This is a genomic window from Xanthobacter sp. SG618 (genome assembly GCF_012932745.1).
Taxonomy (GTDB): Bacteria; Pseudomonadota; Alphaproteobacteria; order Rhizobiales; family Xanthobacteraceae; genus Xanthobacter; species Xanthobacter flavus.
This window is the reverse complement of the sequence record NZ_JABBHL010000006.1, coordinates 18131-41607: the sequence shown is the minus strand read 5'-3', so window position 1 is coordinate 41607 and position 23477 is coordinate 18131. Positions and strand designations below refer to the sequence as shown.

Here is a 23477-nt window from a genome sequence, read left to right as displayed (position 1 = left end):
GTCAGAAGTGAGCCATGTAGCCGCCGTCCACCGCCAGGATCTGGCCGGTAATGTAGGAGGCCGCCGGCGAGGCGAGGAACACCGCCGCCCCCGCCACCTCCTCCGGGTGCCCCCAGCGACCGAGCGAGGTGCGGCGGGAGAGCCATTCCCGCAGCGTCTGGTCGCGCGACTGCGCCTCGTTGGCCGCGGTGAGCATGTAGCCGGGGGCGATGGCGTTCACCGTGATGCCGTGCGGGCCGAGATCGGCGGCGAGCGCGCGGGTCAGCGCCTCCAACCCGCCCTTGGCCGTGGTGTAGGCGGCATCCCCCGCGCGGGAGAGCGGACCGGCGATGGAGGTGATGTTGATGATGCGCCCGCCCGCCTTGCGCGCCACCATGCCCCGCGCCACCTGCCGGGTGAGATGGGCGGGGGCCAGCAGGTCCATCTCCACCAGCCGGCGGAAGTCGGCGTCCTCCATGTCGAGGAAGGCGCGGCGGTCGCGGGCGCCGGCATTGTTGACGAGGATGTGGATGGGCGGGGCCTTGGCCATGGCCGCATCCACCGCCTCCGCGTCGAACACGTCGAGCAGGAAGGGCTCGGCCTTGCCGCCCTTGCGGATGATGGCGGTGACGGCGGCGCCGAGCCGCTCGGCATGGCGCCCGTTCACCAGCACATGGGCACCGGCCTGAGCCAGCGCCATCGCCATCTCGAAGCCGAGGCCAGAGGCCGAGCCGGTGACGAGGGCGGTCTGTCCATCAAGGGCGAAGGGATGGGTCACGGCGGGGCTCCGGGGTTGCTCTCCCCTGCCTACCGCTCCCGGCGGATTCAGGCCAGCAGATAGCCGGTGAGCGCGCCGCAGATGGCCAGGGCAAACAGCCCGCCGTCATGCAGCGCCAAAGCGAGGCGGCTCGGCTGGCCGGACTGGTAGATCCAGGCGGTGGCCCCCACCGTGGCGACAGACCAGCCGGCGCCGACGCAGATCAGCGCCGCCGTGATGCTCTCCGGCGTCGCGAGCCGCTGCAGCGGCACGCCGATGGCGACCAGCACGACACCCGTCAGCGCGATGGCCAGCGGCGGCAGGCGGTCCCCCGCGAGGGCCAGCGGCACGGCCGGCGCGTACATGGCGGCCACGTGTAAAGCAATGAAGCCGAACACCGCAGCCCCGCCGATGCCGCAGCCCACCAGCGCCAGCGGCGCCCCGGACATGACGGCGTTCATGCCGAACCAGGCGGTGCCGGCCACCAGCGTCGGCCAAACGATGGCCGAGAGGGGCGCCGTCACCTTGGGGCGGAAGGTCGAGGTGGGATCATCAGCCAGCATCACCGCGACGCCCAGCGAGCAGGTATGCGCCAACGCCGCCAGCGCCGCGGCACCGACCAGGAAGAAGGGCGCGGCGAGGCTTTCGGCGAAGCCCGCCAGCGACGGCCCGGCGACGGCAGCAAGAAGGCCGCCGGCCAGCACCCCGGCCGTGGCGGCGGCGGGCCGTCCGCTCGCGGCGGCCGCCTCGTGCCGGTAGAAGAAGGAGAAGCCCTGCGCCATGCCGAGCCAGAGGGCGCCGAGGCAGGCCCAGGCAAACTGGCGCTGGATCAGCGCCGCCACCAGCAGGGCGCCGCCAGCGATGCCCACCGAGGCGCCCAGCGCAAAGCCGGTGCGCCGGCCGAAGGCATCGCGCAGGAAGGAGGCGGGGAAGGAGGCGAGCGCCGCGCCGAGCAGCAAAGCGGCGAACGGCCAGGTGACGAGCTCCGGCCGGGGCGCCAGTTGCGCGCCAGCGAGCGGCAGCGCAGCGGAAGCCACCGTCTGCGCCAGCACGGCGAAGGCGAAGCCCACTGCGAGACCGAAGGTGGAGACGGCGCGAGGGCCGTTGTCATTGGCCGGGGCGTCGAGCTGCGGGTCGCAGACGCAGACCAGCATCCCCGCCCGGGGCTCGGGAGCGGGCGCGGCGCGCCTCACGAGCGGTGCCTTTCCGGTGCGGCGGTGGACGCGGGCCTTGCATTGTCGGGCAGGTCGTCGTCGGACAAGACGCGAACGGCCGCGCCGTCGAGGTCGTCATACTGCCCGCTCTTGAGGCTCCACAGGAAGGCGAAAAGGCCGCCGAGGCCTAGCAGCAGCGCGAGGGGCACGAGATAGACGAGGACGTTCACGCCGCCACCTCCGTGAGCGCACCGGCTTCGCCCGTCGCGCCGTCGTCCCCCACCACCTCTTCCTTGCGCCCGGGACGGGCCGCGCGCAAGGCGTTCACGGTCACAAGGATGGAAGAGCCGGACATGGCGAGCGCCGCCACCAGCGGCGTCACGAAGCCGGCGATGGCGAGCGGTACGGCGATGATGTTGTAGCCGACCGCAATGGCGAGGTTCTGCCGCATGAGCCGCGCCGCCGTGCGGGCCCCGTCCACCGCGGCCAGCACCGGCCACAGCCGGCGGCCGAGGAACACCGCGTCCGCATGGGCCTGCGTGACCGCGGCTCCGCTCGCGGGCGAAAGGGAGACGGTGGCGGCCGCGAGGGCCGGCGCGTCGTTGAGGCCGTCGCCGACCATGAGCACGCGGCGACCCGCGGCCTTGAGGGCGTCCAGCGCGGCGATCTTGTCGGCGGGCTTCAGGCCGGCCTCTGCCGCGACGATGCCGAGCGCCTCGGCCACCGGCGCCACCGCCGCCGGCCGATCGCCGGAAAGAATGCGCACGTCGAGGCCACGGGCCTTCAGCTCGGCAACCACCTCGCGCGCATCGGGCCGCAGCGCCTGGGCGACGCCCATTACGAGTACCTTCTCGCCGTGGCGGAAGGCGATGAGGGAGGCATCGGCGGGAAGATCAGCGGGGGCGATGGCCTCGCAGAAGGAGAGGCTGCCGAGGCGGGCGCGACGGCCGTCGATGATCGCCTCGATGCCCTGCCCGCTCACTTCGGTGACGTGCTCCAGCGCCGGCCCCTTCGCCCGGGCGGCGATGACGCCGGCGAGGGGGTGGCGGCTCGACAGGGCCAGCCGGCCGGCTAGCGCCACCATGTCCGGATCGGCGCCGCGCGGCAGAGCGAGGGCCGGCTCCGGCAGGGTCAGGGTGCCGGTCTTGTCGAACACCACGGTGTCCACCGCGGCGAGGCGCTCCAGCATATCACCGGCATTGATGAGGAGGCCGGCACGGAACAGCCGGCCGGTCGCGGTCACCTGCACCGCCGGCACGGCGAGCGCCAGCGCGCAGGGGCAGGTGATGATGAGCACGGCCACCGCGATCATCACCGCATCGTGCAGCCCGGCGCCCGCCAGCAGCCAGCCGATGGCCGAGACGAGGGCGGTGAGGTGCACCATCGGCGCATAGAGCCGCGCCACCCGGTCGGCGAGGCGCACATAGGCGCCCTTTTCGGCCAGCGCGCCGTCGAGCAGGCGCTGCACGTCGTCCACCAGGGTGTTCTCGCCGCCCGCAGTGACGGTGAGGTGGAGGGCGCCCTCCCCGTTCAGGCTGCCGGCATAGACGTGATCCCCGGCCTTGAGGGCGCGGGGCAGCGTCTCGCCGGTGACGAGGCTTTCATCCACCGCCGAGAGGCCGGAAGCGACCAAGCCGTCCGCCGCCACCCGCTCGCCGGGATGGATGAGGATGGTGTCGCCCGGCTGGAGCGCCTGCACCGGCACCAGCACGGGCACGCCATCGGCGCCGATGCGATGGGCCATCTCGCCCCGAAGCGCGGCGATGTTGCCGGCCGTGGCGCGGGTGCGGCGGCGCGCCTCGTGGTCGAGGTAGCGGCCGGCGAGGAGGAAGAACAGCAGCATGATGGCGCTGTCGAAATAAGCGTGCGGCTGGCTCATGGCCGTTTCCACCACGCTCATGCCCAGCGCCAGCGTGACGCCGATGGTGATCGGAACGTCCATGTTGAGCCGGCCGGAGCGGATGGCCCTGACCGCGCTCTGGAAGAAGGGCTGTCCGGCATAGGCCGCCGCCGGCAGCGCGATGAGCGCGGAGATCCAGTGGAAGAAATCGCGCGTCTCGGGGGTGATGTCGGTGACGTTGCCCGACCACACCGAGACCGACAGCAGCATGATGTTCATGGCCGCGAAGCCCGCGACACCGAGGCAGCGCAGCAGCCAGCGGGCGTGCCGCGCCTCGCTCTCCTCCGCCCGGCCGGCGAAGGGGTGGGCGCGGTAGCCGAGCGCCTCCAGTTGCCCCACCACCCGATCGGGCGAGGTGCCTTCCGACCAGGCGACGGTGAGGCGGTGGGTCGAGTAGTTGAGGCGGGCGCGCACCACGCCGGGCAGCGCCTTCACCCCGTTCTCGATCTCGCCGATGCAGGCGGCGCAGTCGATGCCGTCGATGGCGAGACTCATCTGCGCCAGACCGTCCTCGGACGTGCCGACGAAGATGGAATAGTCGATCGCCTCAGACATCTTCAGGTCCCCGGGGGCTGCAGGGAGGGTGCGGGCTCAGCCCGCGGCACGGATCAGCACCGTGCCATGAAATAAAGTGAGTACGACAGGCCGGCGGCGCGACGAACCGCCCAACCTCTCGTACCCAAGGCACGGGCGGCACTGGACGGTGGCCGCCCGGCAGTCTCGATGCCGCCTCGGGAGGCCCGGAGGATGCCGGTTGCCCGTTCAAGCGGCTTACGGAAGCTGCACACGATTCTTGGACCGGAAGACCCGTTCGCCGCCTTGCGCAAAATCAATCACCAGATCCCACTGTCCGGCACCGGCCTGGGTGCGGGCGCTGTAGCGGCCGTCGCCCAGCGGTTCCAGGTCCAGTACCACATCGCGGCGGGCGTCGGTGGGATGGGCGAGCACGCCATCGGCGACGAGGTTGGTGAGCGGCTTTCCAGTGGCGTCGCGCACGATGATGTTGACCTCGCGGGCACCGCCGCCGGGCGAGCCCAGCGACACGTCCACCTTCCAGTGCATGGCCGCCTGCCGCTCGGCCGCCTGATGTTCGGCGGTGAAGGCAAGGCCGGCCTTGTAGGAGCTTTCCGTCTCCACCCCCGCGAAGGTGGTGACGGCGAAGCGCGCCATGATGACGTTGACGCCGATGACCACGCCGAAGAAGGCGAGGAGGATGGCGAGCACCGCGCGGCCGGTCAGCTCGCGCGGTGGCTTCGGGGTGCTGGCGGCCGGGGCAGAGGCTCGAGCCATGGTGTGTTTCCCTTCGTGCGGCCCGCTCAGGGGCCGATGAAATGGTCGGTGACGGAGGCCGACAGGCCGGAGGCCTTGTCGCGGATGCGGAACGTCACCGGCAGGGAAGCCGCGGGCGGGAGCTTGTCGCCGGTGGTGACGAGCACGCGCACCTCCCGCGTCTGGTCCGGTCCGATGGTGAGGCCGTCCGCATTGTCGCCGATCACTTCGAGGCTGGCATCGGGGACGCCCTCGACGGAGAGGATGAAGGTCCGCTCCTCCAGCTTCTTGTTGATGAGGCGGATGGTGTAGGCGTTGCGGATCGCGCCGCTGGAGAGCCGCACGAACAGCGGGTTGCGGTCGTGGATGGCGGAGACGCCTTCCGTCGAGCGCCCGATCAGCGCGGTGAGCATGAGGCCGGAGACGAAGGCGATCAGCACGCCGTAGAGGATGGTCCGCGGGCGCAGGATGCGCTGGACGAAGGGCTTGCCGGCGGCCCGCGCCTCAAGGTTCGCCTCGCTCTCATAGGTGATGAGGTTCCCCGGACGGCCGATCTTGTGCATCACCGTGTTGCAGGCATCGATGCACAGGCCGCACTGGATGCAGGGCAGTTGCAGACCCTGGCGGATATCGACGCCGGTGGGGCACACCGCGACGCACTGGCCGCAATCCACGCAGTCGCCGGCGGGCAGGCCCTTCTCGCGCAGCACGGCCGCCTTCTTCACCGAGCCGCGGGGTTCGCCGCGATCGTAGAGATAGGTGACGTTGAGCGCGTATTCGTCGGTCAGCGCCGCCTGGATGCGCGGCCAGGGGCACATATAGGTGCAGACCTGCTCGCGCATGTGGCCGGCGAGCGCGTATGTGGTGAAGGTGAGCACCCCGATGGACATGTAGGCCACGGCAGACGCCTGGAAGGTGGCCAGCTCGACCACCAGCGTGGGCGCATCGGCGAAATAGAGCACCCAGGCGCCGCCGGTCCACCAGGCGATCAGCAGCCAGATGGAGTGCTTCAGCGTCTTGTGGGCGAACTTGTCGATCGACCAGGGCTGGGCGTCGGCGATCATCCGCTCGCGGCGGTCGCCCTCGATCAGGCGCTCCACGGCCATGAACAGGTCGGTCCAAACCGTCTGCGGACAGAGATAGCCGCACCACACACGGCCGGCCACCGCATTCATCAGGAACAAGATGAGCGCGGAGAGGATGAGCAGGCCGGCGACGTAATAGAATTCCTGGGGCCAGATCTCGAGGAAGAAGAAATAGAAGCGACGGGCCGGGAAATCGATGAGCACGGCCTGATTGGGCGCGTCCGGCCCGCGGTCCCAGCGCACGAAGGGCAGCAGATAGTAGATGCCGAGGGTGATCCCGAGCAGGACCCACTTGATGGTGCGGAAGCGGCCGTGGACGCTCTGGGGATAGATCTGGCGCCGGGCCTCGTAGAGCGGGATGTCGTCGTCGCCGCTCACGACCACGGGGGCCTTCTTGTCCTGGGACTTGGTGGACAGGGCAGTCATCATCTTCACCGCGGTTCGCCGGTCAAGACGGACCGGCCGTACGTATCGGGGCCTTGCCCCTCGGGCGCAGATTCGAAGACCCCCGTCTCCGATCCGCAGCGCTACATTCATATCTTAGAATGTAAATGCGATCCCCAAAGCAAAAGGTCGCGCCGACGTTTGGTCGCGCGACCTTTTGGCATCTCCGCCGCGCGGCCTGGTCCGGACGGTGCGCGTGTCCGCCCGGAAGGCTGGCCGCCGGCGCGTCCGGGGCGCGAGGCCCCGGAGCTTCAGGCTCAGCGTCCGCCGCCCAGCGAGTGGACGTAGACGGTGAGAGCCTTGATCGTGGTCGGGTCGAGGCGCGCGTGCCAGGACGGCATCACGTTGCCGCGTCCATTGATGACACCATACTCGATGGTGGCCTTGTCGGAGCCGTACAGCCAGATGCCGTCGGTGAGGTTGGGGGCGCCCATCTCCTGGTTGCCCTTGCCGTCGTCACCATGGCACGCGGCGCAGTTGGAGGCGAACACCTCCTTGCCCTTGTCGTAGTCCGCACCGGGCTTGGCGATGCCGGAGAGGGTGCGCACATAGTCCGCCACCGCCGAGATTTCCGGCTTCTGCAGGATGCCGTCCTTGCCGAAGGCCGGCATGTTGCCCTGGCGGGTGTCGGGATCGTTGGCGCGGATGCCGTGCTCGATGGTCTGCTGGATCTGCTCCAGGGAACCGCCCCACAGCCAATCGTCGTCATTGAGGTTGGGGAAGCCGGTGGCACCGCCGCCGCCCGCGCCGTGGCAGGGCGCGCAATTGTCGGCGAAGGCGACGCGGCCCTGGGCCCGGGCGAGGGAGAGCAGCGCCGGCGTCTGCTCGATCTGCTCGAGCGAGGCGTTGGCGAGCTTCGCGGCGCTCTCGGAGCGGATGGCGTTGAGATCGGCGATCTGCACCGCCACCGCCGAGCGCGAATGCCAGCCGAGGATGCCCGGCGTCGCGGAGGAGACGAGCGGCCAGGCCGGATACAGGATCCAGTAGCCGATCGCCCAGACGATGCAGGCATACCACACCCACAGCCACCAGCGCGGCAGCGGGTTGTTCAGTTCGGAGATGCCATCCCATTCATGACCGGTGGTCGAGACGCCGGTTGCCTGGTCGACCTTGCCGTGGGTGTCGTTGGTCGTGCTCACGGGATCAATCCTCTTTGAGCGGAATATTGGCGGCGTCGTCGAATTCCTTCTTCCTCGCCTTAGAGGGCCAGAAGGCGTAAGCGACCACCAGCAGGAAGGCGACGACGAAGAGGATCAGGCCCCCCGTCTGGGCGAAGGCCGCGAGGCCGAGATAGGTGTCGTGCATCGATCACCTCACATTCGCCTGGTTGTCGTAGAGCTTGAAGTCGACGAGCGTGCCCAGCATCTGCAGATAGGCGATGAGCGCGTCGGCCTCGGTGAGTTCGCCGGGATTGCCGTCGTAGTCGCGGCCCTGCGCCTTGGGATAGCGCTTCTGCAGGCCGTCGGAGTCGGCCGCATCGGTGGTCGCCTGGGTCTTCAGGTCGTCCTGCGCCTTGGCGATCATCTCGTCGGTGTAGGGCACGCCGAGAACCTGCTGGACCCGCATCTCCTCGCCGATGTGCTTGGCGTTGAGCCTGGTCTTCGCCAGCCACGGGTAGCTCGGCATGATGGAGGCCGGCACCACGGAGCGCGGGTTGTTCAGGTGCTCCACCTGCCACAGGTCCGAATACTTGCCGCCGACGCGGGCGAGATCGGGACCGGTACGCTTGGAGCCCCACTGGAACGGGCGGTCGTACATGCTCTCGGCCGCCAGCGAGTAGTGACCATAACGCTCCACCTCGTCACGCAGCGGGCGGATCATCTGCGAGTGGCAGTTGTAGCAGCCCTCGCGGACATAGATGTTGCGGCCGGCCAACTCGAGCGGGGTGTAGGGACGCATGCCCTCCACCTTCTCGATGGTGCTCTTCAGGTAGAAGAGCGGCGCGATCTCGACGAGGCCGCCGATGGAGATCATCACCAGGATGCCGAGCATCAGCCAGTAGGAGTGCTTCTCGAAGATCTGGTGCTTGGACCAGATGGAGGTGCCTTGGGTTGCCATGCTCGCCTCCTCACTCGGCCGCCTGCAGGGCGAGCTCGCGCTCGGCTGCGGTCTGGGGGGTGGTGATGGTCTTCCAGACGTTCCACGCCATGATGAGAGCGCCCGTCAGGAAGAGGATGCCGCCCAGGGCACGGATCACGTAGAGCGGGTGCATCGCCTCGACCGTCTCGATGAACGAGTATTCGAGGAAGCCCAGCTGCGTGTAGGCGCGCCACATGAGGCCCTGCAGGATGCCCGCCACCCACATGGAGGAGATGTAGAGCACGATGCCGAGGGTCGAGACCCAGAAGTGCCAGTTGATGGCCTTGACCGAATACATTTCGCGCTTGTTCCAGAGCCAGGGCACCAGGCAGTAGATGGCGCCGAAGGAGATGTAGGCGACCCAGCCCAGCGCGCCGGAATGCACGTGGCCGATAGTCCATTCGGTGTAGTGGCTGAGCGAGTTCACCGCCTTCACCGACATCATCGGGCCTTCGAAGGTGGACATGCCGTAGAAGGCGACGGCCACCACCATCATGCGGATGACGGGATCGGTGCGCAGCTTGTCCCAGGCGCCGGAGAGCGTCATGAGGCCGTTGATCATGCCGCCCCAGGAGGGCATCCACAGGATCACCGAGAAGGTCATGCCCAGCGTCTGCGCCCAGTCCGGCAGAGCCGTGTAGTGCAGGTGATGCGGGCCGGCCCAGATGTAGATGAAGATCAGCGCCCAGAAGTGCACGATGGACAGGCGGTAGGAATAGACCGGCCGCTCGGCGCGCTTGGGGATGAAGTAGTACATCAGGGCGAGGAAGCCGGCGGTCAGGAAGAAGCCCACCGCGTTATGGCCGTACCACCACTGGAACATGGCGTCCTGCACGCCGGACCACAGGATGTAGGACTTCGGCGAGAAGACCGACACCGGGATGGTCGCGTTGTTGCCGAGATGCAGGACCGCGATGGTGATGATGAAGGCAAGGTAGAACCAGTTGGCCACATAGATATGCGGCTCGTTGCGCTTCAGAAGCGTCACCAGGAACACCAGCAGATAGGTGACCCAGACCACCGTCAGGAACAGGTCCGAATACCACTCGGGCTCGGCGTATTCCTTGCCCTGGGTGATGCCGAGCAGATAGCCCGTGCCGGCGATGACGATGAAGAAGTTGTAGCCGAGGATCACGAACCAGGGGGCGAGATCGCCGGCGAGACGGGCGCGCGAAGTCCGCTGCACCACGTAGAACGAGGTGGCGAGGAGCACGTTGCCTCCGAAGGCGAAGATCACCGCCGAAGTGTGCAGCGGGCGCAGCCGGCCGAACGAGATCCAGGGCAGGTCGAGATTCACGATCGGGAAGGCCAGCTGCAGTGCGGCGATGACGCCCACGAGGAAGCCGGCGATGCCCCACACCACGGCGGCGACGGTCGCGAACTTCACGACGCCCATATTGTAGTTGGGCTTGCCGTCGATGAACTGCGGCACCGCGCCCGCCGGGCGGTTCATGTAGCGGTTGCCGATGGCGAACACCGACGCGATGCTCGCCGCGGCGAACAGGTAGGCATGGAATGCATATTCCGGCGTGTAGGCCTTCGCCGCCACGACGATCGAGAAAAGGGCGAAGAGGGAGAACACCCCGATGAGAGCGCCCTCACCCCACCTCAACGACTTCGCCGGGGGCTGGATTGGAGCTTGCAATGTTGTCATCTGTGGACCCTTCACGCCGGAGCGCAGAACTACACCCGGGGGACTAGGGCGCAGTACATCGCCCTAGGACCGTTTTTCACCTTGACGCATGTCAAAGGCTATGCCCGGCGAAATACGGATGTGCGCTGTGGCGGGCCGTCGCAAGTCACCTCACCAAATGCCGCAGCGCAGCGGACATCGGGTCGCATAGCCATCAAGCAAACGCTGGACGCGTGAGCCTGGAACGCCTCCAGGCTCCACCACGGGGACCACTATTTTCCACAGGACGGAATCGGGCAAGCGCCAAAGCTTCGCGGCCACATGCCGCACGGCTTTTAGTCCAGAGTTTGCCGGAATCTCGCCACGGCTATGGCCATCGCCACCAGCATCAGCACCACCAGCGCGCCCGCATCGGTGGTCAGGTCCGAGAATCCGGACCCCTTCAGCAGGATGCCGCGCACCATCCGCAGATAGTGGGTGAGCGGCAGCCCCTCGCCGATCCACTGCGCCCAGAGCGGCATGCCCGAGAACGGAAACATGAAGCCCGACAGCAGGATGGAGGGCAGGAAGAACATGAAGGACATCTGCACCGCCTGGAGCTGGTTCTGCGCCAGGGTGGAGAAGGTGTAGCCGATGGAGAGATTGACGACGATGAATAGCAGCGTCGCCACCGCCAGCAGGATCGCGCTGCCCTCGAGCGGCACGCCGAAGAGAATCATCCCCGCGCCCATGATGAGCAGGGCCTGCAGGATGCCCACCAGCACGTAGGGCGTGATCTTGCCCAGCATGATCTCCACCGGGTGGATCGGCATGGAGAGGAGGCTCTCCATGGTCCCCCGCTCGATCTCGCGCGTCACCGACAAAGCGGTGAAGATCAGCATGGTCATGGTGAGGATGGTGCCGAGCAGGCCCGGCACGATGTTGAGCTGGCTGGTGCCGGCGGGATTGTATCGCCGGTGCTGCACGATCTCGAACGCCGCGCTGCCCGGCACATCCACGAACCGCTCGCGCACGAGGGCCGAATTGACCACGCCGGCGAGCGCGGCCAGCGCATTGGCCGAGCCGACCGGATCGGTGGCATCGGCCGCCACCAGCAGCTGGGGCGCATCCCCCCGCCGCAGTGCCCGCTCGAAGCCGGCCGGGATCTCCACGAAGAACAGCACCTCGCCGGCGCGGATCATGTGCTCGGCATCCTCGGCGCTCTTCACCTCGCGCACGAAGGAGAAGAAGGCGGTGTTGCGCAGCGCCGCGAGGATGGCGCGGCTCACCTCGTTGTTCTCATGGGTGAAGACGGCCGTGGGCAGGTGGCGCGGCGTGGTGTTGATGGCGTAGCCGAACAGGATCAGCTGCAGCAGCGGGATCATGATCATCGTCGCGAAGGTCACCCGGTCGCGGCGGAGCTGGATGAATTCCTTCACGATCATGGCGCCGACGCGCGTGAAGAAGCCGCCCCGGGCGGCGCGCACACTCATCGCATCTCGTCCTTGGAGCGGCGCATGAGGTCTATGAACACGTCCTCCAGCGTCGGCGCATCGGCGCGGAAGGCCAGGCGCGCGTCCGAGCGGAAGGGCGCGAGGGCCGCCTCCAGCCCCGCGGCATCACGGCCGGAGATGTGCAGGGCCGTGCCGAAGGGGGCCACCATGTCCACCCCCGCACGCTGGGACAGGTCGCGGGCGAGGTCACGGGCGAGGCGCCCGGCCTCCTGCCCCGCCTCGCCCTTCACCTCCACCGTCACGGTGGTGAGGCCGGCGGCGGCGATGACCGATTGCACCGTGCCTTGGGCCAGCAGCTTGCCATAGGCGATGTACGCGATCTCGTGGCAGCGCTCCGCCTCGTCCATGTAATGGGTGGAGACGAGGACGGTCAGCCCCTCGGCAGCGAGGTCGTGGATCTGCTCCCAGAACTCGCGCCGCGCCTGGGGATCGACGCCGGCAGTCGGCTCGTCCAAGAGGAGAAGGTCCGGGCCGGGCAGGATGCAGGCGCCGAGCGCGAGCCGCTGCTTCCAGCCGCCGGAGAGCGCGCCGGCGAGTTGCTTGCCGCGCCCTTCCAGCCCCAGCCGCTGCAGGGCCGCACTTGCCGCCGCCTCGGGCTGCGGCACGCCGTAGAGGCGGGCGACGAACTCCAGGTTCTCCCGTACCGAGAGATCCTGATAGAGCGAGAAGCGCTGGGTCATGTAGCCCACGTGCTCGCGGATGGCGCGGGACTCGGTGAGGATGTCCATGCCGAGGCAGGTGCCGCGCCCCGCGTCGGGGGTCAGCAGCCCGCACAGCATGCGGATGGTGGTGGTCTTGCCGGAGCCGTTGGGACCGAGGAAGCCGTAGATCTGCCCGCGCCGCACCCGCATGGTGAGGTTGTCCACCACGCGGTGCCCGCCGAAGCTCTTGGAGAGGCCCTCCACCTCGATCACCACATCCGGGTCGGGGCCGGCCTGTGCCGGCGCCGCGCTCACGGCGTGGCTCCGAGGCTCACATTCACCGGCTGTCCGGGCTTCGCCTTGGCCGGATCGTCGGGCCGCGCCTCCACCATATAGACGAGCTTGGAGCGCTCCTCGCGGCTGTAGATCACCGGCGGGGTATATTCGGCCTGCGCCGCGATGAAGGACACCTTGGCGGTGAACGGCGCGCAGCCATCGCAGGTGACGGTGACCGGGGCACCGGCCGCCACCTTCGGCAATTGCGCCTCGGGCACAAAGAAGCGCACCTTCACCAGCCCCGGCGGCAGCACGGAGACGATGGGCCGGCCTTCCGGCACCATCTCGCCGGGCCGGTAATAGACGGTCTGCACGGGGCCATCCGCCGGAGCCTTCACCGAGCGGCGGTCGAGCCGGATCTGGGCTGCGGCAAGGTTGGCCTTCGCCGCCTGCGCGGCCTGCTCGGCGGCGTCGATGTCCTGATTGCGCGAGGCGATGCGGGCGGCCGCGATGCGGCGCTGCGCCTCGTCGAGGGCGGCCTGGTTCTGGTCGTACTGGTGCTGGGCGGAATCGAGATTGGCCTGGGACGACGCGCCCTTGGGCACCAGTGTCTTCTGGCGGTTCAGCTCGATGCGGGAGAGGTCGAGAGCGGCGGCGGCGCGCCGCTCCGAGGCTTCCAGCACCGCGACCTCCTCCGGCCGCTGGAGGGGCGAGCGGGCATTGGCAAGGCGGGCCTCGGCCTCCTTGAGCTGGGCGGCGGCAGCGTCCCGGTCTGCCGTCTGGAGATCGTCCTCCACCTTCGCCAGCACCTGGCCGGCCTTCACCTGCGCCCCCTCCTCCACCAAAAGCGCACTGACGCGCCCGGCCTCGGTGGGGCCGATGAAGACCAGATCCCCTTCCACATAGCCGGAGAAGCCCCCTGCCCTGTCGCCATCGCAGCCGGCAAGGCCGAGCGCAGCGGCGAGGGCAAGGGCACGGGGAAGCATGGCGCACAAAGCGGGAGCGCGTGTCACGTCTCTCTCCATCCAAGGCCGCGCAGGATCATGTCGCGATGGGCGGCGAGGAACTGGCGCACGTCGAGCGGGTCGAACGCGCCGAACATGCTGTTCCACACCACCGCGACGATGGCGGGGGCGATGACGAGCTGGGGGAAGCGGGCGGGAATATCGCTGTCGATCTCGCCGCGGGCGATGCCGCGGGAAACGATGGCACGGATGAGCGCAAGGCCGCGCACCACCACCTCCCGATGATAATAGGCGGCCAGTTCCGGGAAGCGCGGCCCCTCGGCGATCATTAGGCGCACCAGCGCCTGCGCCGGCGTTTCCAGCACCCGCTGGGCGAGCAGTTCGATGAGCAGGTCCAGAAGCTCCCGGGTGGTCCCCGGAAACAGCGCCACCATGCCGCCGGCATCGACGAGGACGGGCGACAGGTTCTCCTCCACCAGGCCCCGGAACAGGGCCTCCTTGTCGGAGAAGTAGAGATAAAGCGTGCCCTTGGCGACGCCGGCCCGCCGCGCCACGTCGTCGAGCCGCGCCCCGGCAAAGCCGTGGGCCGAGAACTCCGCCAGCGCCGCATCAAGGATGGACCGCCGCCGCTCGCCCTTGTCCATGGCCGGCGCACGCCGCCGCCGTGGCGGGGCCTGCGGCTCCGGCTGCGTCTCCCGTGCGTCTGAAGGGCTTCGCGCCATGGGCGCCTCGCAATGACTGACCCGTCAGTCATTAGCACCGAAGGCGGTGCGCTCCAAGGGTTGGCGCAGCGTCAGGGCCCTGAAACGGGTGGCCGCGGCGCAACAGCGGCGAAAGATCGCAAAATCCGGGGGTAACGGAAAACCGGGCCATTAAGGTTAACAGAAGGTTGACGGAGCCAAGCGCGACGGCCTGAGGCATTATCTTTTTGTTAACTCCGCTCGGACCCCCGGCAATGTCGAAGCGCTTTTCGCTCCTCAGCCTTCCTCTGGCGCTGACCGTATGGGTCGCGCTTCTGGGCGCCAGCGTCCCCGCCGCCGCGCAGGACGCCCGTGGGCAGATCCGTCTCGCCAACCTCGCCGCGGCCTTCGCACCGCGCCATCTGGCCGACGGGCGCTACACCTCTTCCCCGTCCGGCTATGTCCGCTTCTGCGCCGAGAATGGCGCCGACTGCCGCTCGGCCGGCCCGGTCATTCCCGCCATCCGGCTCGATGCCGATCGCAAGGCCGAACTCGAGCGCGTCAACCGCACCGTCAACGAGATCGTCCAGCCCGAGACCGACCTCGACCATTACGGCGAGACCGAGCGCTGGGCCTATCCCGACGACGGTCGCGGCGATTGCGAGGACTATGTGCTCGAAAAGCGCCGCCGCCTCATCAACGCCGGCTGGCCGACTTCGGTTCTACTCATCACCGTGGTGCGCGACCATGAGGGCGACGGCCATGCCGTGCTCACCGTCGTCACCGACAAGGGCGACCTCATCCTCGATAACCAGGAAGCCAACATCCACACCTGGACCGACACGGGCTATCGCTTCGTGAAGCGCCAGTCGAAGGAAGATCCCTCCCAGTGGGTGTCCCTCGGCGAGACGCGGGTGCCGCCGGTGGTGGGCACCGGCCGCTGACAGCTTGACCTTCAACGGGTCGCCTCGCCGGCTTCTGCCTCTGCGAGACGAAAACGGGCCGGAACCGACGCCGCGGTTCCGGCCCGTTTTGCGTTTCCTGTCCGGCGATCAGTCGATGCGCTCGAGCCCGGCGGCGTAGCGCGGGAAACGGTGCTGGTAGCCGGCAGCGGTGGCGATCAGCCGCTCGGCCGCCGCTTCGTCCAGCGTGCGGGCGACCTTGGCCGGCGCACCGACGATGAGCGAATAGGGCTCGAAGGTCTTGCCCTCGGTGACCAGCGCCATGGAGCCGACGAGGCAGTGATCGCCGATGACGGCGCCGTTGAGCACGGTCGCGCCCATGCCCACCAGCGCCCCCTCCCCGACCGTGCAGCCATGCAGCGTCACATTGTGGCCGATGGTGACCTTCGGCCCGAGCGTCATGGGATAGCCGGGGTCGGTGTGGAGGACGCAGTTTTCCTGAATGTTCGTGCCCTCGCCGACGACGATGGGCTCGTTGTCGCCGCGCAGCACCGCGCCGAACCAGATGCTCGCGCCCTCCTTCACGATCACCCGGCCGATGAGCACGGCGTTGGGGGCGATCCAGAAATTGCCCGAGGCTGGCAGCTCCGGGGCGATGCCGTCGAGGGCATAAAGCGGCATTGGGTTCCTCCAGAAGATCGGTCGGTGGCCGGCGTGGCGGCCGGGCGCGCCAGCCCCTGCCTATCGCCAACGGCGCCCGCATGCTAGAGGCGCCCGGCGCCTGCGTTCGCGCGGGGCCCGCCCTTCCCCCTGCCGAGCCCAGTCAGTCGAGACCATGTCCCAGCCCCCTCCCCCGCTCCCGCCTGCGCTCGCGAAGCTGCTCTATGACGGCTACCAGCACCAGTTGCGCGGGCAGTATGAGGACGCGGCGCGGGCCTATCGCAAGATCCTCAAGACGGCCCCGGACCATGCGGACGTCATCCAGCTGCTCGGCATCTGCCGGGCCCGGCAGGGCCGGGAGCTGGAGGCCATCGAGCTCTACCGCAAGGCGCTGACGCGCCGGCCGGACGACGCCAAGCTGCATTACAATCTCGCCCTCGCCTATGGCGCGCTCAAGCGCGAGGCGGAGGAAGTCGCCGCCATGGGCGAAGCGTTTGCGCGGGACCCCTCGCTTCCGCTCGCGGCCAACGTGCTGTTTCCGGCCCGCCGGGGCACCTGCGACTGGCGCGGCCACGACCGGCTTCTGGAGAACCTGCGGCTCGGCGCCATCGGCCAGAGCGCGCCCTCCATTCCCTTCCTCACGCTCTATCTGGACGACCCCGCGATGCATCTCGCCGGGGCACGGCGCTGGGTGGAGGCGGAGAAGCAGCCCGCGCGGCCGCTCGTCTTCGATCACGCGGCCCGGCGCGCCGCCACGGGGCCGATCCGCGTCGCCTACGTCTCGGCCGACTTCCGCATCCATCCCACCACCCACCTCATTGCCGGCCTGCTGGAACGCCACGACCGGAGCCGGTTCGAGATCACCGCCGTCTCCATCGGCCCGGACGACGGCTCGCCCGAGCGGGCGCGGGTGAAGGGGGCCGTGGACCGCTTCATCGACGTGGAGAAGGCGAGCACCGAGGACATCGCCCGGCAGATTGCCGGACTCGGCATCGACATCGCCGTCGACCTCATGGGCCACACCCAGGGCGAACGCATGGCCCTGTTCGCCCATCGCCCCGCGCCGGTGCAGGTGGGCTTCCTCGGCTATCCCGGCACCAGCGGGGCCAGCTTCTTCGACTATGTGATCGGTGATCCGGTGGTGCTGCCGTTCTCGGATGCGCCCTTCTACAGCGAGAAGATCGTCCAGCTGCCGCACTGCTACCAGCCGAACGATCCCGACCTGCCCGTCGCCGAGCCGCCGGGCCGCGCCGCCTGCGGTCTGCCGGAAGATGCCTTCGTATTCGTCTCCTTCAACGCTGCCTGGAAGCTTGACCCGGACACCTTCTCCAGCTTCGCCCGCATCCTCGCCGCCGTACCGGGATCGGTGCTCTGGCTGCTGGAGGGGCGGGCCGGCACCGACGACAATCTGCGCCGCGAGGCCGCGCGGCGCGGGCTCGACCCGTCGCGGCTGGTCTTTGCGCCGCGCGTGCCGCTGAAGGAGCATCTCGCCCGCATCGGCCACGCGGACATCTTCCTCGACACCTTCCCCTACACCGCCCACACCACCGCCAGCGATGCGCTGCGGCGCGGGGTGCCCATCGTGACCCGCACCGGCCGCTCCTTCGCCTCCCGGGTGGCGGACAGCCTCATGCGGCAGGTGGGCGTCGGCGATCTCGCGACGTTGACGCCCGAGGCTTTCGAGGCGCTTGCCATTGCCCTCGCCCGCGATCCCGCGGCGCTTGCCGAGGTGCGCGCCCGCCTCCAGGCGGGACTGCCCGCCTCGCCGCTGTTCGCCGTGGACCTTTATGCCCGCCACATCGAGAGCGCCTACGAGACCATGGCGACGCGGATGCGCGCCGGAGCCCCGCCCGAGGCGTTTGCCGTTGCGGCGCTCTGAACGGCGGTCGGTTCAGCCGGCCGCCGGCGCGCCTTCGGCCTTCCCCCGGCCGGGATCGCATTCCGGCGCCTCGGAGAGGGGCACCCGACCCCTTCTGTCCCCGTCCTCCCGCGCCTTGTCGGCGAGGAGCGCATATTCCAGCCTGAGGCGCTCCAGCATCTCCTCGTCCAGATCCTCCAGGTCGAGCAGGCTCTCGCGCGGGCCATCGAGGCGGGCGATCAGCTCGTCCAGCTTGATCTGGAGCGCGGCCGTGTCGCGGTTCTGGCTGTTCTGGATGAGGAACACCATGAGGAAGGTGACGATGCTGGTGGAGGTGTTGATGACCAGCTGCCAGGTATCGTTGAAGCCGAAGATCGGCCCCGTGAGCCCCCACACCACCAGCACCAGAACGGCGATGATGAAGGTGACGGGCTTTCCGGCATAGCGCGAGACCGCCTGCGACACGCGGGTGAATAAGGGGCGCGGGGCGCGGCCGGATTCGACCTTGCGCCGCAACTCCCGGATATCCTGCTGATGGCTCATGTGCGACGCCTCCGCGCGGCCGCGTGGCCGTGCCAGGACGGGACGCCGCGCGCCGATGCATTCGCCCGCCGGGATTCCCTTCAGAGAGAGCCCCCCACGGGAAAGACTGCGGCGAGGGAACGAACGGACGCGCCGGCGGTTCCGCCTGTGGCAGCGCTCGCGCTTGGCGAATACGATGCCAGGTCGCGCTCCCCGGAGGCATTCATGACCGTTCAGATGATCCTTCTCCCGCTTTTCGTGCATGTGGCACTGGTGCTGGCCGTGCTGCTGCGCGCGGTGCGCTCCACCGAGGTGACGGCGGACGGGCTGCGCGCGGGCCTCGCCGCCGTGCTTTTCTACACGCTCACCGCCCTCGCCCTGTTCACCCGCAAGGCGGACGTGGCCTTCGTCGTGCTGGCCTGGATTTTCGTGCTGCTGCGCCTTGCCTCCGCTTTCCCCCAGATACTCTCCCCCAAGCTGCGGGCCGAGCGCGGCATCGGCGGCGTCAGCCTCGACCTTGCGAGCCTTGCGGTGCTCACGCTCATGTGGGTGCTGTTTGCGTTCGCCATCCTCCTCGCCATCTGACAGCGTGGCGGTTGACAGGCGCGCCGTGGCGTCCGAGGAGTCTCGTCCTTGCGCCCGGGGCGCCCGCAGGGGTGCTCGCACTGGAACTTGCGATGACCGATCCCGCCCGCCACGTCCTCGCCTTCGGCGGCCATGACGTCCTCTTCGTCATGGCGACCAGCCAGGAATATGGAGAGCACCTCAAGGCTCGCATCGACCCGCTGATCACCGGCGTCGGGCCGGTGGAGGCGGCGGTGGAGACGGCGCGGGCGCTCGCCATCCTGCACCATCAGGGCCGCCATCCGGACCTGGTGGTAACGCTGGGTTCGGCCGGCTCGCGGCGGCTGGACCATGCCGAGGTCTATCAGGTCGCCCGCGTCGCCTATCGCGACATGGATGCCTCGGCGCTGGGCTTCGAGCGCGGCAAGACCCCCTTTCTCGATGAGCCGGTGGTGATCGAGCTACCCCACCGCATCGCCGGCGTGCCGGAGGCTTCCCTCTCCACCGGCGGGGCCATCATCTCGGGCGCGGCCTATGACGCCATTCCCGAGGACATGGTGGACATGGAAACCTTCGCCGTGCTGCGCGCCGCCCGCCGCCACGGCGTGCCCCTCCTCGGTCTGCGCGGCATCAGCGACGGCAAGGCCGAGCTGACCGGCTATGCCGACTGGACCGAATATCTCCACATCATCGACGAGAAGCTGGCCCTCGCGCTTGACCAACTCGCCCGGCAGCTGACCGCGGAAGGGCTTGCCCCCACCGCGACGCAGGCCTGACCCGACAACCAGAAGAGCCACCGTGACCCCTGCCGCCCGCCTTTCCGCCGCCATCGAGATCCTCGCAGACCTCTCCGCGCGCCGCCGCCCCGCCGCCGATGCGCTGAAGGACTGGGGCCTCTCCCACCGCTTCGCCGGATCGGGCGACCGCGCGGCCATCGCCGGCATCCTCTACGACACCCTGCGCCGGCGCGCCTCGGCCGCCCATGTGATGGGATCGGAAGAGCCGCGCGCCCTCGTGCTCGGCATGCTCGCGCTCATGCGCGGCCTTTCGGTGGACGCCATCGCGGCACTGGCCGACGGCGGCCGCTTCGCCCCCGCGCCGCTCTCCGAGGCCGAGCGCGCCCGCCTCGCCGATCCGAGCCTCGAGGGCGCGGCGCCCTTCGTGCGTGGCGACTACCCGCAGTGGCTGCACGCTTCGCTGCGGCATGTGTTCGGCGACAGCGTGGTCGAGGAAGGCGCGGCGCTGGCCGCCCGGGCGCCGCTGGACCTGCGCATCAACACGCTGAAGGGCGAGCCCGAGGCGGTGAAGGCGGAACTCTCCCACCTTCACCCGGAGCCCTGCCGCTTCTCTCCGCTGGCCCTGCGCATCAAGCTCGATTCCGAGGGCAAGGCGCCGCCCGTCTCCGCCGAGCCCGCCTTCCTGCGTGGCGAGGTGGAGGTGCAGGACGAGGGCTCGCAGCTCGCCGCCATCCTCGCCCGCCCCGTGCCCGGCGGGCAGGTGCTGGATTTGTGCGCCGGTGCCGGCGGCAAGACCCTGGAATTCGCGGCGCTGATGGACAACAAGGGCCAGATCTACGCCCATGACAGCGACATCCGCCGCCTGAAGCCGATGCACGAGCGCCTGGCCCGCGCCGGCGTGCGCAATGTGCAGGTGCGCAGCCCGCGCGGCGCCGAGGACGTGCTCGGCGATCTCGAAGGCAAGATGGACCTCGTTCTGGTGGACGCCCCCTGCACCGGCACCGGCACCTGGCGGCGCAATCCCGACGCCAAATGGCGCGTGCGCCCCGGCGCCCTCGCCCAGCGTACCGCCGAGCAGGCGAAGATCCTGGAACAGGCCGCCCATTATGTCCGCCCCGGCGGCCGGCTCGCCTATGTCACCTGCTCGCTGCTGGACGAGGAGAACGGCGCCCAGGTGCGCGCCCTCCTCAACAAGCGCGAGGATTTCTCCCCCGTCTCCCCCACAGAGAACGTCCTCGCGCTCGGCGCCTCCGGCCCGGCGCTGGCGGAAGCCGCGCTGACCAGCCGCGAGGGCCTGCTGATGACCCCGCGCCGCACCGGCACGGACGGCTTCTTCGTGAGCGTGATGAAGCGGGCGGGGTGAAGGTGGCTTTTGAGCCCCGGGGATGAGTGCCATGCCGAGCTACAGCGAAGACTGGAACCCGTTTCCCAAGCTGACCCCAAAGTTCCAGCTGAAGGTGACGCGGCTGGCGGCGCTCGGGTGCGTCCTTGTTCTAGCGACGATTATCGGCATCCTGGCTTGGATCGACTCCTCGCGAACCTATTGTCCTGGGTGGGTCTTCAATCAAAAGACCGGCTCAAGAATCTGGGTACTCGCATTGATCTGGAGCCTGCCAATAACGGTGTTTTGGTGCTGGCGGGCGCTTACGACCGAACGGGAAATCCTGAGAAAAACGCGCTACACCTATGAGCAAGGACCGCCCTATACGATCGGACGGATGAGGACGAACTCCCCGGAGGTCTTTCGCACGACCGATTTTGATTTAGGAATTTTTTTGGGGGCGGTCATGTTCGGCCTCTTCTGCGCCATCCCGCTCTTCCTCTTGCTCGCCTTCTGCTCCCCTCTCGCCCCCCTCTGGCGCTCCGCTCCCATCCAGCGGCCCGGCGTGAACCTTCACCGCAGCTCCGGCGTTCCCGCCTTGCCCGTGACGCGCACGGGTGAAGGAGAAGGCGTCGCGCCATGGGTCTCATCCGCCTGCTGCTCCTCGTGGTCGTCCTCGTCGGCGGCTACTGGGCCTATTATGTCTATGCTTCCGGCGAGCCTTATGACGAGATCGGCACCGCCATCAATTCCCGCCTCCCGGAGAAAGCTCGCGCATTCGCCTGCGCCGAGCTGAAGCGCCGGCATTCCGGCGCGGTGAACGCCCCCGCCGGCTGCGAGGCCTACTGGACGCGCATCTGACCCGCGCCGGGCGGTCATACGAGCCCTGCGCGGCGCTTGACTTTTGGAATCGTCGCTTTGCGGCTAAAGGAAGGGCCGAAACCGCCCTCTCGCCCAAGGCTTGCCCATGACCGCCGCGCCCGCCACCTCCCAGGACACCGTCCTCATCATCGATTTCGGCAGCCAGGTGACGCAGCTCATCGCCCGGCGGGTGCGCGAGGACGGGGTCTATTCCGAGGTGGTGCCGTTCCAGAAGGCGGAGGAGGCCATCGCCCGCCTCAAGCCCAAGGCGATCATCCTCTCCGGCGGTCCGGCCTCGGTGATCGAGGGGCAGAGCCCCAAGGCGCCGGACTTGGCGTTCGGGGCGGGCGTGCCGGTGCTGGGCATCTGCTATGGCGAGCAGTGCATGGCGGCGCAGCTCGGCGGCGCGGTGGAGGCGGGCCACCATCGCGAGTTCGGCCGCGCCGAGGTGACGGTTCAGAAGTCCGTGCCCCTGTTCGACGGCGTCTGGCGGCCCGGTGAGCGCCACACCGTGTGGATGAGCCACGGCGACCGCGTGACCCGCCTGCCCGAGGGCTTCGAGGTGGTGGCCACCTCCGAGAACGCCCCCTTCGCCGCCATCGCCGACGTGTCGCGCAATTATTACGGCGTGCAGTTCCACCCCGAGGTGGTGCACACGCCGGACGGCGCACGCCTTCTTTCCAATTTCGTGCGCAAGGTGGCGGGCCTCGAAGGCACCTGGACCATGGGCGCCTTCCGCGAGCGCGCCATCGCCCGCATCCGCGAGCAGGTGGGCACCGGCCGGGTCATCTGCGGCCTCTCGGGCGGGGTGGATTCCTCCGTCGCGGCGGTGCTCATCCACGAGGCCATCGGCGACCAGCTCACCTGCGTGTTCGTGGACCATGGCCTGATGCGCCAAGCCGAGGCGGACGAGGTGGTCTCCCTCTTCCGCGGCCACTACAACATCCCCCTCGTCCATGTGGACGCCGCCGAGCTGTTCCTGAAGGAGCTGGAGGGTGTCGAGGACCCGGAGGTGAAGCGCAAGACCATCGGCCGCCTCTTCATCGACGTGTTCGACGCCGAGGCCAAGAAGGTCGGCGGCGCCGACTTCCTCGCCCAGGGCACGCTCTATCCGGACGTGATCGAGAGCGTCTCCTTCGCCGGCGGGCCCTCCGTCACCATCAAGAGCCACCACAATGTGGGCGGCCTGCCCGACCGCATGAACATGAAGCTGGTGGAGCCCCTGCGCGACCTGTTCAAGGACGAGGTGCGGGCGCTGGGCCGAGAGCTCGGTCTGCCGGAGAGCTTCGTCGGCCGCCACCCCTTCCCCGGCCCCGGCCTCGCCATCCGCTGCCCCGGCGCGGTGACGCAAGAGAAGCTCGACATCCTGCGCAAGGCGGACGCCATCTATCTGGAAGAGATCCGCTACGCTGGCCTCTACGACGTGATCTGGCAGGCCTTCGCCGTGCTCCTGCCCGTGCGCACCGTGGGCGTGATGGGCGACGGCCGCACCTACGACCACGTCCTGGCCCTGCGCGCCGTCACCTCCGTGGACGGCATGACCGCCGACTTCTACCCCTTCGACATGACCTTCCTCGGCCGCACCGCCACCCGTATCATCAACGAGGTCAAGGGCGTCAACCGCGTGGTCTACGACGTGACGTCGAAGCCCCCGGGCACCATCGAGTGGGAATGATCTGAGGTCAGGCCGCGCCCGT

General features: G+C 68.9%; 23 protein-coding genes. 7 read left to right on the top strand and 16 right to left on the bottom strand.

Going from position 1 to position 23477, the window contains the following annotated elements:
* Nucleotide 1 precedes the first annotated feature (1 nt).
* From FHT36_RS16510 to FHT36_RS16445, 14 genes are all read right to left on the bottom strand, one after another.
* A complete protein-coding gene (locus FHT36_RS16510; RefSeq protein WP_169123598.1) occupies nucleotides 2–757 on the bottom strand; it encodes an SDR family oxidoreductase in 756 nt (251 codons plus the stop codon).
* 47 nt (nucleotides 758–804) lie between these two features.
* The gene (locus tag FHT36_RS16505; RefSeq protein ID WP_348644488.1) at nucleotides 805–1929 is read right to left on the bottom strand and encodes a hypothetical protein; all 1125 of its coding nucleotides are present in this window, start codon (nucleotides 1927–1929) and stop codon (nucleotides 805–807) included.
* On the bottom strand, nucleotides 1926–2120 hold the full coding sequence (gene ccoS / locus FHT36_RS16500) for a cbb3-type cytochrome oxidase assembly protein CcoS (RefSeq protein ID WP_169123597.1): 195 nt from the start codon (nucleotides 2118–2120) through the stop codon (nucleotides 1926–1928). Before ccoS ends, FHT36_RS16505 begins: the two co-directional genes overlap by 4 nt.
* Nucleotides 2117–4345, bottom strand: a complete 2229-nt coding sequence (locus tag FHT36_RS16495) for a heavy metal translocating P-type ATPase (RefSeq protein ID WP_169123596.1) — start codon at nucleotides 4343–4345, stop codon at nucleotides 2117–2119. Before FHT36_RS16495 ends, ccoS begins: the two co-directional genes overlap by 4 nt.
* Before the next feature lie 216 nt (nucleotides 4346–4561).
* A complete protein-coding gene (locus FHT36_RS16490) occupies nucleotides 4562–5080 on the bottom strand; it encodes a FixH family protein (RefSeq protein ID WP_169123595.1) in 519 nt (172 codons plus the stop codon).
* Between the two features lie 26 nt (nucleotides 5081–5106).
* Nucleotides 5107–6570 (bottom strand): cytochrome c oxidase accessory protein CcoG, encoded by a 1464-nt coding sequence (gene ccoG / locus FHT36_RS16485; RefSeq protein ID WP_169123594.1) that lies wholly within the window; start codon nucleotides 6568–6570, stop codon nucleotides 5107–5109.
* Nucleotides 6571–6845: 275 nt separating this feature from the next.
* On the bottom strand, nucleotides 6846–7727 hold the full coding sequence (gene ccoP / locus FHT36_RS16480; protein ID WP_169123593.1) for a cytochrome-c oxidase, cbb3-type subunit III: 882 nt from the start codon (nucleotides 7725–7727) through the stop codon (nucleotides 6846–6848).
* A 4-nt stretch (nucleotides 7728–7731) separates the two neighbouring features.
* Complete coding sequence (locus FHT36_RS16475) at nucleotides 7732–7893, bottom strand: cbb3-type cytochrome c oxidase subunit 3 (protein ID WP_029557082.1); 162 nt, start codon at nucleotides 7891–7893, stop codon at nucleotides 7732–7734.
* A gap of 3 nt (nucleotides 7894–7896) precedes the next feature.
* A complete protein-coding gene (ccoO, locus tag FHT36_RS16470) occupies nucleotides 7897–8646 on the bottom strand; it encodes a cytochrome-c oxidase, cbb3-type subunit II (protein WP_169123592.1) in 750 nt (249 codons plus the stop codon).
* A gap of 10 nt (nucleotides 8647–8656) precedes the next feature.
* Entirely contained in the window at nucleotides 8657–10321 is a 1665-nt protein-coding gene (ccoN, locus tag FHT36_RS16465) for a cytochrome-c oxidase, cbb3-type subunit I (protein ID WP_169123591.1), read from the bottom strand.
* Between the two features lie 314 nt (nucleotides 10322–10635).
* Nucleotides 10636–11772, bottom strand: a complete 1137-nt coding sequence (locus tag FHT36_RS16460; RefSeq protein WP_169123590.1) for an ABC transporter permease — start codon at nucleotides 11770–11772, stop codon at nucleotides 10636–10638.
* Nucleotides 11769–12749, bottom strand: coding sequence for an ABC transporter ATP-binding protein (locus FHT36_RS16455; protein WP_169123589.1), 981 nt, complete (start codon nucleotides 12747–12749; stop codon nucleotides 11769–11771). The genes FHT36_RS16460 and FHT36_RS16455 overlap by 4 nt, the downstream gene beginning before the upstream one ends.
* Nucleotides 12746–13723: an HlyD family efflux transporter periplasmic adaptor subunit gene (locus tag FHT36_RS16450; protein WP_348644485.1), complete on the bottom strand. Its 978-nt coding sequence runs from the start codon at nucleotides 13721–13723 to the stop codon at nucleotides 12746–12748. Before FHT36_RS16450 ends, FHT36_RS16455 begins: the two co-directional genes overlap by 4 nt.
* Nucleotides 13720–14397: a TetR/AcrR family transcriptional regulator gene (locus FHT36_RS16445; RefSeq protein ID WP_169123588.1), complete on the bottom strand. Its 678-nt coding sequence runs from the start codon at nucleotides 14395–14397 to the stop codon at nucleotides 13720–13722. Before FHT36_RS16445 ends, FHT36_RS16450 begins: the two co-directional genes overlap by 4 nt.
* 233 nt (nucleotides 14398–14630) lie before the next feature.
* Here FHT36_RS16445 and FHT36_RS16440 point away from each other — a divergent pair, with 233 nt between their 5' ends.
* On the top strand, nucleotides 14631–15299 hold the full coding sequence (locus tag FHT36_RS16440) for a transglutaminase-like cysteine peptidase (protein WP_169123587.1): 669 nt from the start codon (nucleotides 14631–14633) through the stop codon (nucleotides 15297–15299).
* 108 nt (nucleotides 15300–15407) lie between these two features.
* Here the strand turns inward: FHT36_RS16440 and FHT36_RS16435 are convergent, their stop codons facing one another.
* On the bottom strand, nucleotides 15408–15938 hold the full coding sequence (locus FHT36_RS16435) for a gamma carbonic anhydrase family protein (RefSeq protein WP_169123586.1): 531 nt from the start codon (nucleotides 15936–15938) through the stop codon (nucleotides 15408–15410).
* 154 nt (nucleotides 15939–16092) lie between these two features.
* Between FHT36_RS16435 and FHT36_RS16430 the strand changes: the two genes are divergently transcribed.
* Nucleotides 16093–17796: a tetratricopeptide repeat protein gene (locus FHT36_RS16430; protein ID WP_169123585.1), complete on the top strand. Its 1704-nt coding sequence runs from the start codon at nucleotides 16093–16095 to the stop codon at nucleotides 17794–17796.
* Nucleotides 17797–17808: 12 nt separating this feature from the next.
* On the opposite strand, the gene FHT36_RS16425 is transcribed toward FHT36_RS16430, so the two are convergent.
* On the bottom strand, nucleotides 17809–18318 hold the full coding sequence (locus tag FHT36_RS16425) for a low affinity iron permease family protein (RefSeq protein ID WP_169123584.1): 510 nt from the start codon (nucleotides 18316–18318) through the stop codon (nucleotides 17809–17811).
* A gap of 204 nt (nucleotides 18319–18522) precedes the next feature.
* On the opposite strand from FHT36_RS16425, the gene FHT36_RS16420 reads away from it, so the two are divergent.
* The 5 genes from FHT36_RS16420 (at nucleotide 18523) to guaA (ending at nucleotide 23455) form a co-directional block, all read left to right on the top strand.
* Nucleotides 18523–18882 carry a hypothetical protein gene (locus FHT36_RS16420; RefSeq protein WP_169123583.1) on the top strand — a complete coding sequence of 120 codons (360 nt, stop codon included), beginning with the start codon at nucleotides 18523–18525 and terminating at the stop codon, nucleotides 18880–18882.
* A 92-nt stretch (nucleotides 18883–18974) separates the two neighbouring features.
* Complete coding sequence (locus tag FHT36_RS16415) at nucleotides 18975–19637, top strand: 5'-methylthioadenosine/S-adenosylhomocysteine nucleosidase (RefSeq protein WP_169123582.1); 663 nt, start codon at nucleotides 18975–18977, stop codon at nucleotides 19635–19637.
* A gap of 22 nt (nucleotides 19638–19659) precedes the next feature.
* Complete coding sequence (locus FHT36_RS16410) at nucleotides 19660–20961, top strand: RsmB/NOP family class I SAM-dependent RNA methyltransferase (protein WP_169123581.1); 1302 nt, start codon at nucleotides 19660–19662, stop codon at nucleotides 20959–20961.
* A 597-nt stretch (nucleotides 20962–21558) separates the two neighbouring features.
* Nucleotides 21559–21780, top strand: a complete 222-nt coding sequence (locus FHT36_RS16405; protein ID WP_169123580.1) for a hypothetical protein — start codon at nucleotides 21559–21561, stop codon at nucleotides 21778–21780.
* Between the two features lie 106 nt (nucleotides 21781–21886).
* Nucleotides 21887–23455 carry a glutamine-hydrolyzing GMP synthase gene (guaA, locus tag FHT36_RS16400; RefSeq protein WP_169123579.1) on the top strand — a complete coding sequence of 523 codons (1569 nt, stop codon included), beginning with the start codon at nucleotides 21887–21889 and terminating at the stop codon, nucleotides 23453–23455.
* Nucleotides 23456–23477: the final 22 nt, after the last annotated feature.

Excerpts from the sequence above, each read along its gene's own strand:
- FHT36_RS16495 (WP_169123596.1), bottom strand. The coding sequence starts at position 4,345 with ATGTCTGAGGCGATCGACTATTCCATCTTCGTCGGCACGTCCGAGGAC.
- FHT36_RS16490 (WP_169123595.1), bottom strand. The coding sequence starts at position 5,080 with ATGGCTCGAGCCTCTGCCCCGGCCGCCAGCACCCCGAAGCCACCGCGC.
- ccoG (WP_169123594.1), bottom strand. The coding sequence starts at position 6,570 with ATGACTGCCCTGTCCACCAAGTCCCAGGACAAGAAGGCCCCCGTGGTC.
- FHT36_RS16475 (WP_029557082.1), bottom strand. The coding sequence starts at position 7,893 with ATGCACGACACCTATCTCGGCCTCGCGGCCTTCGCCCAGACGGGGGGC.
- ccoO (WP_169123592.1), bottom strand. The coding sequence starts at position 8,646 with ATGGCAACCCAAGGCACCTCCATCTGGTCCAAGCACCAGATCTTCGAG.
- ccoN (WP_169123591.1), bottom strand. The coding sequence starts at position 10,321 with ATGACAACATTGCAAGCTCCAATCCAGCCCCCGGCGAAGTCGTTGAGG.
- FHT36_RS16460 (WP_169123590.1), bottom strand. The coding sequence starts at position 11,772 with ATGAGTGTGCGCGCCGCCCGGGGCGGCTTCTTCACGCGCGTCGGCGCC.
- FHT36_RS16445 (WP_169123588.1), bottom strand. The coding sequence starts at position 14,397 with ATGGCGCGAAGCCCTTCAGACGCACGGGAGACGCAGCCGGAGCCGCAG.
- FHT36_RS16440 (WP_169123587.1), top strand. The coding sequence starts at position 14,631 with ATGTCGAAGCGCTTTTCGCTCCTCAGCCTTCCTCTGGCGCTGACCGTA.
- FHT36_RS16435 (WP_169123586.1), bottom strand. The coding sequence starts at position 15,938 with ATGCCGCTTTATGCCCTCGACGGCATCGCCCCGGAGCTGCCAGCCTCG.
- FHT36_RS16430 (WP_169123585.1), top strand. The coding sequence starts at position 16,093 with ATGTCCCAGCCCCCTCCCCCGCTCCCGCCTGCGCTCGCGAAGCTGCTC.
- FHT36_RS16425 (WP_169123584.1), bottom strand. The coding sequence starts at position 18,318 with ATGAGCCATCAGCAGGATATCCGGGAGTTGCGGCGCAAGGTCGAATCC.
- FHT36_RS16420 (WP_169123583.1), top strand. The coding sequence starts at position 18,523 with ATGACCGTTCAGATGATCCTTCTCCCGCTTTTCGTGCATGTGGCACTG.
- FHT36_RS16415 (WP_169123582.1), top strand. The coding sequence starts at position 18,975 with ATGACCGATCCCGCCCGCCACGTCCTCGCCTTCGGCGGCCATGACGTC.
- FHT36_RS16405 (WP_169123580.1), top strand. The coding sequence starts at position 21,559 with ATGGGTCTCATCCGCCTGCTGCTCCTCGTGGTCGTCCTCGTCGGCGGC.
- guaA (WP_169123579.1), top strand. The coding sequence starts at position 21,887 with ATGACCGCCGCGCCCGCCACCTCCCAGGACACCGTCCTCATCATCGAT.